This is a genomic window from Pseudomonas sp. S3_G06, from assembly GCF_054667565.1.
The window spans coordinates 3,242,388-3,255,334 of sequence record NZ_CP162738.1; the positions used below are offsets into that span (position 1 = coordinate 3,242,388).

At 60.9% G+C, this 12,947-nt stretch carries 9 protein-coding genes; 2 read left to right on the top strand and 7 right to left on the bottom strand.

The features are described 5' to 3' along the window. Positions 1 to 10: 10 nt before the first annotated feature. Positions 11 to 2,380 carry a phosphoenolpyruvate synthase gene (ppsA, locus tag AB4N47_RS14425; RefSeq protein WP_122506517.1) on the bottom strand — a complete coding sequence of 790 codons (2,370 nt, stop codon included), beginning with the start codon at positions 2,378 to 2,380 and terminating at the stop codon, positions 11 to 13. Between the two features lie 174 nt (positions 2,381 to 2,554). Between ppsA and ppsR the strand changes: the two genes are divergently transcribed. Continuing rightward, the gene (gene ppsR / locus AB4N47_RS14430; RefSeq protein WP_016773826.1) at positions 2,555 to 3,373 is read left to right on the top strand and encodes a posphoenolpyruvate synthetase regulatory kinase/phosphorylase PpsR; all 819 of its coding nucleotides are present in this window, start codon (positions 2,555 to 2,557) and stop codon (positions 3,371 to 3,373) included. Between the two features lie 111 nt (positions 3,374 to 3,484). Here ppsR and prpD read toward each other — a convergent pair whose 3' ends face one another. The 6 genes from prpD to AB4N47_RS14460 all read right to left on the bottom strand — a co-directional run bounded on the left by prpD (position 3,485) and on the right by AB4N47_RS14460 (position 11,992). Then, positions 3,485 to 4,969, bottom strand: a complete 1,485-nt coding sequence (gene prpD / locus AB4N47_RS14435) for a 2-methylcitrate dehydratase (RefSeq protein ID WP_341638005.1) — start codon at positions 4,967 to 4,969, stop codon at positions 3,485 to 3,487. Positions 4,970 to 5,083: 114 nt separating this feature from the next. Further along, positions 5,084 to 6,274, bottom strand: coding sequence for a 2-methylaconitate cis-trans isomerase PrpF (prpF, locus tag AB4N47_RS14440; protein WP_341638006.1), 1,191 nt, complete (start codon positions 6,272 to 6,274; stop codon positions 5,084 to 5,086). Positions 6,275 to 6,326: 52 nt separating this feature from the next. After that, entirely contained in the window at positions 6,327 to 8,921 is a 2,595-nt protein-coding gene (acnD, locus tag AB4N47_RS14445) for a Fe/S-dependent 2-methylisocitrate dehydratase AcnD (protein ID WP_076566884.1), read from the bottom strand. A 193-nt stretch (positions 8,922 to 9,114) separates the two neighbouring features. After that, the gene (gene prpC / locus AB4N47_RS14450; RefSeq protein ID WP_217851015.1) at positions 9,115 to 10,242 is read right to left on the bottom strand and encodes a bifunctional 2-methylcitrate synthase/citrate synthase; all 1,128 of its coding nucleotides are present in this window, start codon (positions 10,240 to 10,242) and stop codon (positions 9,115 to 9,117) included. Between the two features lie 137 nt (positions 10,243 to 10,379). Then, the gene (prpB, locus tag AB4N47_RS14455) at positions 10,380 to 11,273 is read right to left on the bottom strand and encodes a methylisocitrate lyase (protein ID WP_341638007.1); all 894 of its coding nucleotides are present in this window, start codon (positions 11,271 to 11,273) and stop codon (positions 10,380 to 10,382) included. After that, a complete protein-coding gene (locus AB4N47_RS14460) occupies positions 11,270 to 11,992 on the bottom strand; it encodes a GntR family transcriptional regulator (protein ID WP_178084508.1) in 723 nt (240 codons plus the stop codon). Before AB4N47_RS14460 ends, prpB begins: the two co-directional genes overlap by 4 nt. A gap of 413 nt (positions 11,993 to 12,405) precedes the next feature. Here AB4N47_RS14460 and rloA point away from each other — a divergent pair, with 413 nt between their 5' ends. Then, positions 12,406 to 12,942, top strand: a complete 537-nt coding sequence (rloA, locus tag AB4N47_RS14465; protein ID WP_016773819.1) for a retropepsin-like aspartic peptidase RloA — start codon at positions 12,406 to 12,408, stop codon at positions 12,940 to 12,942. Positions 12,943 to 12,947 lie beyond the last annotated feature (5 nt).

A 12,947-nucleotide genomic window follows, 5' to 3' on the forward strand; every position in this document is an offset into this window, starting at 1 on the left:
TACATACTGATCAAGCCTGACCTTCGGCGAGGAAGAACCAGGTTTCCAGCACGGTGTCCGGGTTCAGCGACACGCTTTCGATGCCCTGTTCCATCAGCCACTTGGCCAGATCCGGGTGGTCCGAAGGACCCTGACCGCAGATGCCGATGTACTTGCCGGCCTTGTTGCAGGCCTGAATGGCGTTGGCCAACAGCTTCTTGACCGCTGGATTCCGCTCGTCGAACAGGTGCGCGATGATCCCCGAGTCACGGTCCAGACCCAAAGTCAGTTGGGTCAGGTCGTTGGAGCCGATCGAGAAGCCGTCGAAGAATTCGAGGAATTCCTCGGCCAGAATCGCGTTGGATGGCAGCTCGCACATCATGATCACGCGCAGACCGTTCTCGCCGCGCTTCAAGCCGTTCTCGGCGAGCAGATCGACCACCTGGCTGGCTTCGCCCAAAGTACGGACGAACGGCACCATGATTTCCACGTTGGTCAGGCCCATCTCGTTGCGCACGCGTTTCAGCGCGCGGCATTCGAGCTCGAAGCAATCGCGGAACGATTCGCTGATGTAACGCGAAGCACCACGGAAACCCAGCATCGGGTTCTCTTCTTCCGGCTCGTAGAGCTTGCCGCCGATCAGGTTGGCGTATTCGTTGGACTTGAAGTCCGACAGACGCACGATGACTTTTTTCGGCGTGAACGCTGCAGCCAGGGTGCTGATGCCTTCAACCAGTTTGTCGACGTAGAAGTCGACCGGGTCGCTGTAACCGGCAATACGCTTGTCGACGCTGTCCTTGATTTCCTGCGGCAGACCGTCGTAGTTCAACAGCGCTTTCGGGTGCACGCCGATCATGCGGTTGATGATGAATTCCAGACGTGCCAGACCGACGCCGGCGTTCGGCAATTGGGCGAAGTCGAAGGCGCGATCCGGATTGCCGACGTTCATCATGATCTTGAACGGCAGCTCCGGCATGGCGTCGACGGAGTTCTTCTTGATGTCGAAGCCCAGTTCGCCTTCGAAGATGTAGCCGGTGTCGCCTTCGGCGCAGGATACGGTCACGCCCTGGCCATCCTTCAGCAGCTGGGTGGCGTTGCCGCAACCTACCACTGCCGGGATGCCCAGCTCACGGGCGATGATCGCCGCGTGGCAGGTACGCCCGCCACGGTTGGTGACGATGGCGCTGGCGCGCTTCATCACTGGTTCCCAGTCCGGGTCGGTCATGTCGGAAACCAGCACGTCGCCCGGCTGGACTTTGTCCATCTCCGAGACGTCTTTGATGATGCGTACTTTGCCGGCGCCGATGCGCTGGCCGATCGCCCGACCTTCCACCAGCACGGTGCCGGTTTCCTTGAGCAGGTAACGTTCCATGACGTTGGCCTGGGTGCGGCTTTTCACGGTTTCCGGACGCGCCTGCACGATGTACAGCTTGCCGTCGTCACCGTCCTTGGCCCACTCGATGTCCATCGGGCAGCCGTAGTGCTTCTCGATGATCATCGCCTGCTTGGCCAGCTCACTGACTTCGGCGTCGGTCAGGCAGAAACGCGCGCGTTCGGCCTTGTCGACATCGACAGTCTTGACCGAACGACCGGCCTTGGCCTCGTCGCCGTAGATCATCTTGATGGCTTTGCTGCCCAGGTTGCGACGCAGGATGGCCGGACGACCGGCCTCCAGCGTGCCTTTGTGGACGTAGAACTCATCCGGATTGACCGCGCCTTGTACGACGGTTTCGCCCAGGCCGTAAGCGCCGGTGATGAACACCACGTCACGGAAACCCGATTCGGTGTCGAGGGTGAACATCACGCCGGCGGTGCCGGTTTCCGAACGCACCATGCGCTGCACGCCAGCCGACAGGGCGACCAGTTTGTGGTCGAAGCCCTGGTGCACGCGGTAGGAAATCGCGCGGTCGTTGAACAGCGAAGCGAACACCTCTTTGGCGGCGCGGATAACGTTTTCCACACCACGGATGTTCAGGAAGGTTTCCTGCTGACCGGCGAAGGACGCGTCCGGCAGGTCTTCGGCGGTGGCGGAAGAACGCACGGCCACGGCCACATCAGGATTGCCCGCCGACAGCGCGGCGAACGCGGTGCGGATCTCGGCATTCAGTTTTTCGGGAAATTCGGCTTCCATGATCCATTGACGGATCTGCGCACCGGTCTTGGCCAGGGCATTGACGTCGTCGACGTCGAGCGCGTCGAGGGCCTTGTGGATCTGCTCGTTCAGGCCGCTCAGTTCGAGGAAGTCACGATAGGCCTGAGCCGTCGTGGCGAAGCCGCCGGGGACCGAAACACCGGCGCCTGCCAGGTTACTGATCATCTCGCCCAGGGATGCGTTCTTGCCCCCCACATGCTCAACATCGTGTTTGCCGAGCTTATCGAGGGAAACTACGTACTCTACCAAGGTGATCTCTCCACTAACTGTGTTGGAAAAGCTCAGAAACCGGCGGCCCGGGGGAGCCTTGGCCGGTTGTATGGCCTGGACCTGGAAAATAAGTGAGAATGCGGGCCAATGGCGGCCGGCAAATCGCGCCTATCATATCCAAGATTCGTTACTAGCTTAAGGCCCAAGGTGCAAATGAAACGATCTGCTTTCTTCATCTCCGATGGCACCGGCATTACCGCCGAAACCCTGGGTCAAAGCCTGTTGGCGCAGTTCGAAAACATTACCTTCAGCAAATTCACGCGGCCCTACATCGACAGCGTGGAAAAAGCGCGGGCCATGGTACAACAAATCAACAAAGCCGCTGAAACCGACGGCTTTCGCCCGATCATCTTCGACACCATCGTCAATCAGGACATTCGTGAGATTCTCGCAACGTCCAATGGTTTCATGATCGACATTTTCTCGACCTTCCTCGCGCCGCTCGAACAGGAGCTCACCGAGCATTCTTCCTACACCGTCGGCAAATCCCATTCGATCGGACACAACTCCAATTACATGGAGCGCATCGAGGCGGTGAACTTCGCCCTCGACAACGATGACGGCGCGCGCACCCACTATTACGACAAAGCCGATCTGATACTAGTGGGCGTGTCGCGATGCGGCAAAACGCCGACGTGTCTGTACATGGCCATGCAGTTCGGCATCCGCGCGGCCAACTATCCGCTGACCGAAGACGACATGGAACGCCTGACCCTGCCCACCGCCCTGCGCGCCCATCAGCACAAGCTGTTCGGCCTGACCATCGACCCCGACCGCCTGACCGCGATCCGCAACGAGCGCAAGCCCAACAGCCGTTATTCGAGCTACGCCCAGTGCGAATTCGAAGTGCGCGAAGTGGAAAACCTGTTCCGCCGCGAGAACATTCCGCACATCAATTCCACGCATTTCTCGGTGGAAGAGATTTCGGCGAAGATTCTCGTGGAGAAAGGCGTTGAGCGGCGGTTCAAGTAGTCCGGCGTTGCCTGATCTGGCGCCTTCGCGAGCAAGCTCGCTCCCACAGTGGACCTGCATCGTAACGACTGTGGGAGCGAGCCTGCCCGCGAAGAACGATAACGCGGTCTGTCAGATCACAAACAGGTCGATGAATCGATTCACCGCTGTGGCTTCCAGCCGCGCCTGATCCTCACAGAGCGCAAATATCTCAGCGCAACGCTGCCCGGCAAACCGCGTGGCCAGATTGGCCTTGAACTTGTCCTCCAGCAACGGAATGCCCTCGGCGCGGCGGCGGCGATGGCCGATCGGGTACTCCACCACGACGTTGTCGGTGCTGCTGCCATCCTTGAAAAACACCTGCACGGCGTTGGCAATCGAGCGTTTGTCGGGCTCAAGGTATTCGCGGGTAAAGCGCGGTTCTTCAACGATGAGCATTTTTTCGCGCAGCACATCGATGATCGGATGCGCCTTGTGGAAGTCGTCTTCGTAGTGCTCAGCCACCAGATTGCCGAATGCCAGCGGCACGGCGGTCATGTATTGCAGGCAATGATCGCGGTCGGCAGCGTTGGCCAGCGGGCCGACCTTGGAAATGATGCGGATCGCCGATTCATGGGTGGTGATGACGATGCGGTCGATCTCATGCAGGCGATTGCGAACCAGCGGATGCAAGGTCACCGCCGCCTCGCATGCCGTCTGCGCGTGGAATTCGGCGGGGAAACTGATCTTGAACAGCACGTTTTCCATCACGTAACTGCCGAACGGCCGGGAGAAGCTGAACGCGCGTTTTTCCTCGGGTTTCAGCGCCAGATCGTTGTTGGTGTGGCTGAACGAAACGTCATAGAAGCCCCACTGCTTTGCCGTCAGAACCCCGGGAATGCCCATCTCACCACGCATAGCGATGTCGGCCAGTCTTACGCCGCGACTCGCCGCATCCCCCGCCGCCCAGGATTTGCGCGAGCCGGCGTTGGGAGCGTGGCGATAGGTGCGCAGCGCCTGACCGTCGGCGAAGGCGTGGGACAGTGCCGACAACAGCTGCTCGCGATTGGCGCCCATGAGTCGGGCGCTGACGGCAGTTGATGCGACTTTCACCAGAATGACGTGATCGAGTCCTACCCGGTTGAAGGAGTTTTCCAGAGCGATTACGCCTTGAATCTCGTGGGCCATGATCATCGCTTCCAGCACATCGCGGACCGTCAGCGGCGCCTCACCGTTGGCGATGCGTTTTTGCGACAGGTGATCGGCCACGGCGAGGATGGCGCCGAGGTTGTCCGAGGGATGGCCCCACTCGGCGGCGAGCCAGGTGTCGTTGTAGTCGAGCCAGCGGACAACGCAGCCGATATCCCAGGCGGCTTTGACCGGATCAAGGCGATAAGGGGTGCCTGGCACTCGTGCACCGAACGGTACAACCGTGCCTTCAACGATCGGGCCGAGGTGTTTCGTGCATTCGGGGAAACGCAGGGCCAGCAGACCGCAGCCAAGCGTGTCGATCAGGCAATTGCGCGCGGTGTTCAGCGCTTCGGCGGATTCGGGCTTGAAGGTGAGGACGTAGTCGGCGATGTCCTGCAGGACTGCATCGTAATCGGGGCGGTTGTTCAGGTCGACGTTGGCGCTCATGTTCGCTTCACTCCTGTAGGAGCTGCCGAAGGCTGCGATCTTTTGATTTTGTTATTCGCGATCAAGATCAAAAGATCGCAGCCTTCGGCAGCTCCTACCTGGTTTTGTGTTAAGTCAGAAAGAATCTCCGGGCACGCGGACGTAACCTTCCATGAGCACCCGCGCACTGCGGCTCATGATGGCTTTCTTCACCACCCATTCGCCATTCTCCAGCGTCGCCTCAGCGCCCACGCGCAACGTCCCGGACGGATGGCCGAAACGCACCGCATTGCGCTCGATCCCACCAGCAGCAAGATTTACCAACGTTCCGGAAATCGCTGCCGCCGTGCCGATCGCCACCGCTGCCGTGCCCATCATGGCGTGGTGCAGCTTGCCCATCGACAACGCGCGCACCAGCAGATCGACATCACCAGCAGCGATCGCTTTACCACTCGACGCTACGTAATCCGCAGGCTTGGCGACGAACGCAACTTTCGGCGTGTGTTGCCGCTTGGCGGCTTCTTCCAGATTGGCGATCAGGCCCATGCGCAACGCACCGTAGGCACGAATCGTCTCGAACATCAGCAGCGCTTGCGGATCGCCGTTGATCGCACCTTGCAGTTCGGTGCCGGTGTAGCCGATGTCTTCGGCGTTGACGAAAATCGTCGGGATCCCGGCATTGATCATGGTCGCCTTGAACGTGCCGACACCTGGCACTTCCAGCTCATCGACCAGATTGCCGGTGGGGAACATCGAGCCACCACCGCCCTCTTCTTCCGCCGCCGGATCCATGAACTCAACCTGCACTTCGGCCGCTGGAAAGGTCACGCCGTCGAGTTCGAAATCACCGGTTTCCTGCACTTCGCCGTTGGTGATCGGCACGTGGGCGATGATGGTCTTGCCGATGTTGGCCTGCCACACGCGCACCACTGCCACGCCGTTGTGCGGAATGCGGCTGGCGTCGACCAGACCGTTGCTGATGGCGAACGAACCGACCGCCGCCGAGAGGTTGCCGCAGTTGCCGCTCCAGTCGACGAACGGCTTGTCGATCGACACTTGGCCGAACAGGTAATCGACGTCGTGATCGGCGCGGGTGCTTTTCGACAGGATCACGGTTTTGCTGGTGCTCGACGTCGCGCCGCCCATGCCGTCGATCTGCTTGTCGTAGGGATCGGGGCTGCCGATCACTCGCAGCAACAAAGCGTCGCGCGCCGGGCCTGGAACCTGCGCTGCTTCGGGCAGATCCTTGAGGCTGAAGAACACGCCTTTGCTGGTGCCGCCGCGCATGTAGGTGGCAGCGATTCTGATTTGTGGTGCGTGAGCCATGGTGCTCCTTACCGAAGGCATGGGACTTGAAATCCCATGCCCACACGTTGATTTAAACGGCTACCGCCGATCCTTCGAGGAAGTCCTGTGCGAAGCGCTGCAACACGCCGCCGGCCTCGTAGATCGACACTTCTTCAGCGGTATCGAGACGGCAGGTCACCGGCACTTCGACGCGCTCGCCATTCTTGCGATGAATCACCAGCGTCAGATCCGCGCGGGGTTTGCGTTCGCCGATCACGTCGTAGGTTTCGCTGCCATCGATGGCCAGGGTGTGGCGGTTGGTGCCGGGTTTGAATTCCAGCGGCAACACACCCATGCCCACCAGGTTGGTGCGGTGAATGCGCTCGAACCCTTCAGCGGCAATCGCCTCGACACCGGCAAGGCGCACGCCTTTCGCCGCCCAGTCGCGGGACGAACCCTGGCCGTAGTCAGCGCCAGCGATGATGATCAGCGGCTGCTTGCGCTGCATGTAGGTTTCGATCGCTTCCCACATGCGCATGACCTGGCCTTCCGGCTCGACACGCGCCAGCGAACCCTGTTTGACCTTGCCGTTTTCCACGACCATTTCGTTGAACAGTTTCGGGTTGGCGAACGTCGCGCGCTGTGCCGTCAGGTGGTCGCCACGGTGGGTGGCGTAGGAGTTGAAGTCCTCTTCCGGCAGGCCCATTTTTGCCAGGTATTCGCCGGCGGCGCTGTCGAGCATGATCGCGTTCGATGGCGACAGGTGATCAGTGGTGATGTTGTCCGGCAGCACCGCCAGCGGGCGCATGCCCTTCAACGGACGAGCGCCGGCCAGTGCGCCTTCCCAGTACGGCGGACGGCGGATGTAGGTGCTCATCTCGCGCCAGTCGTACAGCGGCGCGACTTTCGGCCCGGTGTCTTCATGCACGGCGAACATCGGAATGTAGACCTGACGGAACTGCTCAGGCTTGACCGACGACTTCACCACCGCATCGATTTCTTCATCGCTCGGCCAGATGTCCTTGAGGCGGATTTCCCGGCCATCGACCACGCCCAGCACATCCTTCTCGATATCGAAACGGATGGTCCCGGCGATCGCGTAGGCAACCACCAGCGGCGGCGAGGCGAGGAATGCCTGTTTGGCGTACGGGTGAATGCGGCCGTCGAAGTTGCGGTTGCCGGAAAGCACCGCGGTCGCGTACAGATCGCGGTCGATGATCTCTTGCTGGATCAGCGGATCGAGGGCGCCGGACATGCCATTGCAGGTGGTGCAGGCAAACGCCACAACGCCGAAACCGAGCTGTTCCAGCTCAGTGGTCAGCCCCGCTTCGTCGAGGTACAGCGCCACGGTTTTCGAGCCCGGCGCCAGCGAGGATTTGACCCATGGCTTGCGCGTCAGGCCGAGCTTGTTGGCATTGCGCGCCAACAGGCCGGCGGCGATGACGTTGCGCGGGTTGCTGGTGTTGGTGCAACTGGTGATGGCGGCGATGATCACCGCGCCGTCGGGCATTTGCCCCGGCACGTCATCCCACTGGCCGGAGATGCCTTTGGCCGCCAGATCGGATACCGCAACGCGGGCGTGCGGGTTGCTCGGGCCGGCCATGTTGCGCACCACCGAGGACAGATCAAAAGTCAGGCCGCGCTCGTATTGCGCACCTTTGAGGCTGTCAGCCCACAGGCCGGTGAGTTTGGCGTACTGCTCGACCAATTGAACCTGCTGGTCTTCACGACCGGTCAGTTTCAGGTAATCGATGGTCTGCTGGTCGATGTAGAACATCGCTGCCGTGGCGCCGTATTCCGGGGCCATGTTGGAAATGGTCGCGCGGTCGCCGAGGGTCAGCGCCGCCGCGCCTTCGCCGAAAAACTCCAACCAGGCGCCAACGACTTTCTGTTTGCGCAGGTATTCGGTCAGGGCCAGGACCATGTCGGTGGCGGTGATGCCCGGTTGCAGCTTGCCGGTCAGTTCGACGCCAACGCTTTCCGGCAGACGCATCCACGACGCACGGCCGAGCATCACGCTCTCGGCTTCGAGGCCGCCGACACCGATGGCGATCACACCGAGCGCATCGACGTGCGGCGTGTGGCTGTCAGTGCCGACGCAGGTGTCGGGGAACGCCACGCCTTCGCGCACCTGAATCACCGGGGACATTTTCTCCAGGTTGATCTGGTGCATGATGCCGTTGCCCGGCGGGATCACATCGACGTTCTTGAAGGCCTTTTTGGTCCAGTTGATGAAGTGGAAACGGTCTTCGTTGCGGCGATCTTCGATGGCGCGGTTCTTCTCGAAGGCCTGGGCATCGAAACCGCCCGCCTCGACGGCCAGCGAGTGGTCGACGATCAATTGCGTCGGCACCACCGGGTTGACCTGCGCCGGGTCGCCGCCCTGCAAAGCGATGGCATCGCGCAGGCCAGCGAGGTCGACCAGCGCGGTCTGGCCGAGGATGTCATGGCAGACCACCCGCGCCGGGAACCACGGGAAATCGAGATCGCGCTTGCGTTCGATCAGTTGCTTGAGCGAGTCGGTGAGCGTGGCCGGGGCGCAGCGACGCACGAGGTTTTCCGCCAGCACGCGGGAGGTGTACGGCAGGGTGTCGTAGCTGCCAGGCGCAATCGCCTCGACCGCCGCGCGGGTGTCGAAGTAATCCAGCGGCGTGCCGGGCAGGTTCTTGCGGAATTCTGTGTTCATCGGGTCAGGACTCGGGTCACGGTAATTTCAAGTGATGGGCGATACACCGACCTCAAGGGTCACACCGCCCCCTGTAGGAGCTGCCGAAGGCTGCGATCTTTTGACTTTGATTTTCCAGAAGCAAGATCAAAAGATCGCAGCCTTCGGCAGCTCCTACAGGGGGTCTGCGGTGTACTCGGGTCAGCCCACCATTTCAGCGACGTTCGATTGGCACGAACTTGCGCTGTTCGACGCCGGTGTACTCGGCGCTCGGGCGGATGATGCGGTTGTTGGCGCGTTGTTCGAACACGTGCGCGGCCCAGCCGGTCAGGCGCGAGCAAACGAAGATCGGCGTGAACAGCTTGGTCGGGATGCCCATGAAGTGGTACGCCGATGCATGGTAGAAGTCGGCATTCGGGAACAATTTCTTCTGCTCCCACATGGTCTTGTCGATGGCTTCGGAGACGGGGAACAACACCTTGTCGCCGACCTCGTCCGCGAGTTTTTTCGCCCAGCCCTTGATCACCTCGTTGCGCGGGTCGCTGTCCTTATAGATCGCGTGGCCGAAGCCCATGATCTTGTCCTTGCGCTCGAGCATGCCGAGGGTGCCTTTGATCGCCTCTTCCGGCGACGAGAAGCGCTCGATCATTTCCATCGCCGCTTCGTTGGCGCCGCCGTGCAATGGACCACGCAGCGAACCGATCGCCGCCGTCACGCACGAGTACAGATCCGACAAGGTCGAAGCGCATACGCGCGCGGTAAAGGTCGAGGCATTGAATTCGTGCTCGGCGTAAAGGATCAGCGACACGTTCATGACTTTGACGTGGAGTTCGCTCGGTTTCTTGCCGTGCAGCAAGTGCAGGAAGTGGCCACCGATGGTCGGCTCGTCGCTGACGCAGTCGATGCGCTTGCCGTCGTGGCTGAAGCGATACCAGTAGCACATGATCGCCGGGAACGCGGCGAGCAGACGGTCGGTCTTGTCGCGCTGTTCGGAGAAGTCTTTCTCCGGTTCGATGTTGCCGAGGAATGAGCAACCGGTGCGCATGACGTCCATCGGATGTGCATCAGCCGGGATGCGTTCGAGCACTTCTTTCAGCGCTTGCGGCAGATCGCGCAGCTTGCTCAGTTTGCTTTGATAGTCGGCCAGTTGCGCTTTGGTCGGCAGTTCGCCGTACAGCAGCAGATAGGCGACTTCTTCAAATTGCGCATCGGCGGCCAGTTCACGCACGTCGTAGCCGCGATAGGTCAGCCCGGCACCGGCCTGGCCCACGGTGGACAATGCGGTTTGCCCGGCAACCTGGCCACGGAGCCCGGCGCCACTGAGTACTTTTGCTTCGGCCATTGTGTTCTCCAATCTTCTTGAATTTGTATGGGGAAACTTGTGGGAGCGAGCCTGCTCGCGAAAGCGCTGGATCAGTCGACATCAATGTTGGATGTCAGTCCGTCTTCGCGAGCAGGCTCGCTCCCACAGGGTTTTGTTCAGCCTTTCTTCTGTGCAAACAACGCATCGAGCTTCTGCTCGAACGTGTGGTAATCGATACGATCGTAGAGCTCCATGCGAGTCTGCATGGTGTCGATGACATTCTGTTGCGTGCCATCGCGGCGGATCGCCGTGTAGACGTTTTCCGCTGCCTTGTTCATCGCACGGAACGCCGACAGCGGATACAGCACCAGCGAGACGTCGGCGCCGGCCAGTTGTTCGGTGGTGTACAGCGGCGTTGCGCCGAACTCGGTGATGTTGGCCAGGATCGGCGCCTTCACACGGCCGGCGAACAGCTTGTACATGTCCAGCTCTGTGATCGCCTCAGGGAAAATCATGTCGGCGCCGGCCTCGATGCACGCTGCCGCGCGATCAAGTGCCGATTCCAGGCCTTCCACCGCCAGTGCGTCGGTACGCGCCATGATCACGAAGCTGTCATCGGTACGGGCATCGACGGCGGCTTTGATGCGATCGACCATTTCCTGCTGGCTGACGATTTCTTTATTGGGGCGATGGCCGCAGCGCTTGGCGCCGACTTGGTCCTCGATGTGAATCGCCGCCGCGCCGAACTTGATCATCGACTTGACCGTGCGCGCCACGTTGAAGGCCGACGAGCCAAAACCGGTGTCGACATCCACCAGCAGCGGCAGGTCGCAAACGTCGGTGATACGGCGCACGTCGGTCAGCACATCATCCAGCCCGGTGATGCCCAGATCCGGCACGCCAAGCGAGCCTGCGGCCACGCCGCCGCCGGACAGGTAGATCGCCTTGAAACCGGCGCGCTTGGCCAGCAGCGCGTGGTTGGCGTTGATCGCGCCGACCACTTGCAAAGGATGCTCGCTGGCGACCGCATCGCGGAAGCGCTGGCCCGGCGTGTTCAGGTTAGAAGTCATGCATCACCTCGTTCAGTGGCTGTCTGGTTGTGGGCGCCGTCCTCGTAGTGACGGGCGATGTTGCGTTTCGAGGCGCCGATGTGGCGGCGCATCAACAATTCCGCGAGCTCGCCGTCACGGTCGGCGATGGCATCGAGAATGCGGTGGTGTTCGGCGAAGGCCTGGTGCGGGCGGTTCGGCGTGGTGGAAAACTGGATGCGGTACATGCGCACCAGTTGATACAGCTCGCCGCAGAGCATCTGCGTCAGCGTGCGATTGCCGCTGCCCTGGATGATCCGGTAATGAAAGTCGAAATCGCCTTCCTGCTGGTAGTAACCGACGCCGGCCTGAAACGCCGCATCGCGCTCGTGGGTTTCCAGGACCCGGCGCAGTTCGTCGATTTCCGCGACGCTCATGCGCTCGGCGGCGAGGCGGCAGGCCATGCCTTCGAGGGATTCACGGATTTCGTAGAGTTCGATCAATTCGGCATGGCTGAGCGAGACCACCCGCGCACCGACATGCGGCACGCGCACCAGCAAGCGCTGGCCTTCCAGACGATGGATCGCCTCACGCAGCGGACCCCGACTGATGCCATAAGTACGCGCCAGTTCCGGCTCGGAGATCTTGCTGCCCGGGGCGATCTCGCCTTTGACGATAGCCGCCTGAATGCGCCGGAAGACGTTTTCCGACAGCGTCTCGGAATCGTCGCCATTGATGACCGGGGGATCGAGTTGATCCAGCATGATTGTCGACACCTTCAAATCCAATGCGGCAAAAACTAGCCAATAAGACCGGATCAGTCAAAGGATAAATAGGTATTGTCGACAATCGTCTAATAACCGCAATCTACCGGGCACTCAACCAGTGTGGGAGCGAGCTTGCTCGCGAAAGCGGAATGTCAGTCAACGTGGCTTCGAATGGCACGCCGCCTTCGCGAGCAAGCTCGCTCCCACAGGGGCTGCCACAAGGATAATTGCTCAACGCCCATGGAGCGGCGCAAGCGCTGGCGCCATAAAACCACCGTGCTAGAATGCCGCCCGCATTTGCGGGTCTTTGTACGGCTTGCCATAAAAAGCTGCCAGGCACACGCGGGGGCTTGCGCACGGTTGCGCGGGCACCTGAACCGATAACGGAACGCTGCGCACCAGGATTTATGAGACTCAAGCCTTTCCCCACCTTTTTTGCTCTGTTTTGCCTGCCCGGCCTCGCCGCCGCGGGGGAAAAAACCGTGTATGGCCTCAACGAATACGCTTCGCTTGACGGCATCAATCTCGAAGTCGCGGCCAAACTCGACACCGGGGCGAAAACCGCCTCGCTGAGCGCCCGCGACATCAAACGTTTCAAACGCAACGGTGAATCCTGGGTACGTTTCTACCTTGCCATCGACACCGCGCATTCGCACCCCATCGAACGACCGCTGGCGCGGGTCAGCAAGATCAAGCGCCGCGCCGGCGACTACGATCCGGAAGAAGGCAAGCAGTACACCGCCCGTCCGGTGATCGAGCTGGATATCTGCATGGGTTCGGCAATGCGCAGCATCGAAGTGAACCTCACCGACCGAAGTGCGTTCCAATACCCGCTTTTGATCGGCTCCGAGGCGCTGAAACGCTTCGACGCGCTGGTCGACCCCAGTCTTAAATACGCTGCCGGCAAACCTGCCTGCACCATCGCCGCTCATACCGCCGAGTAATTTCC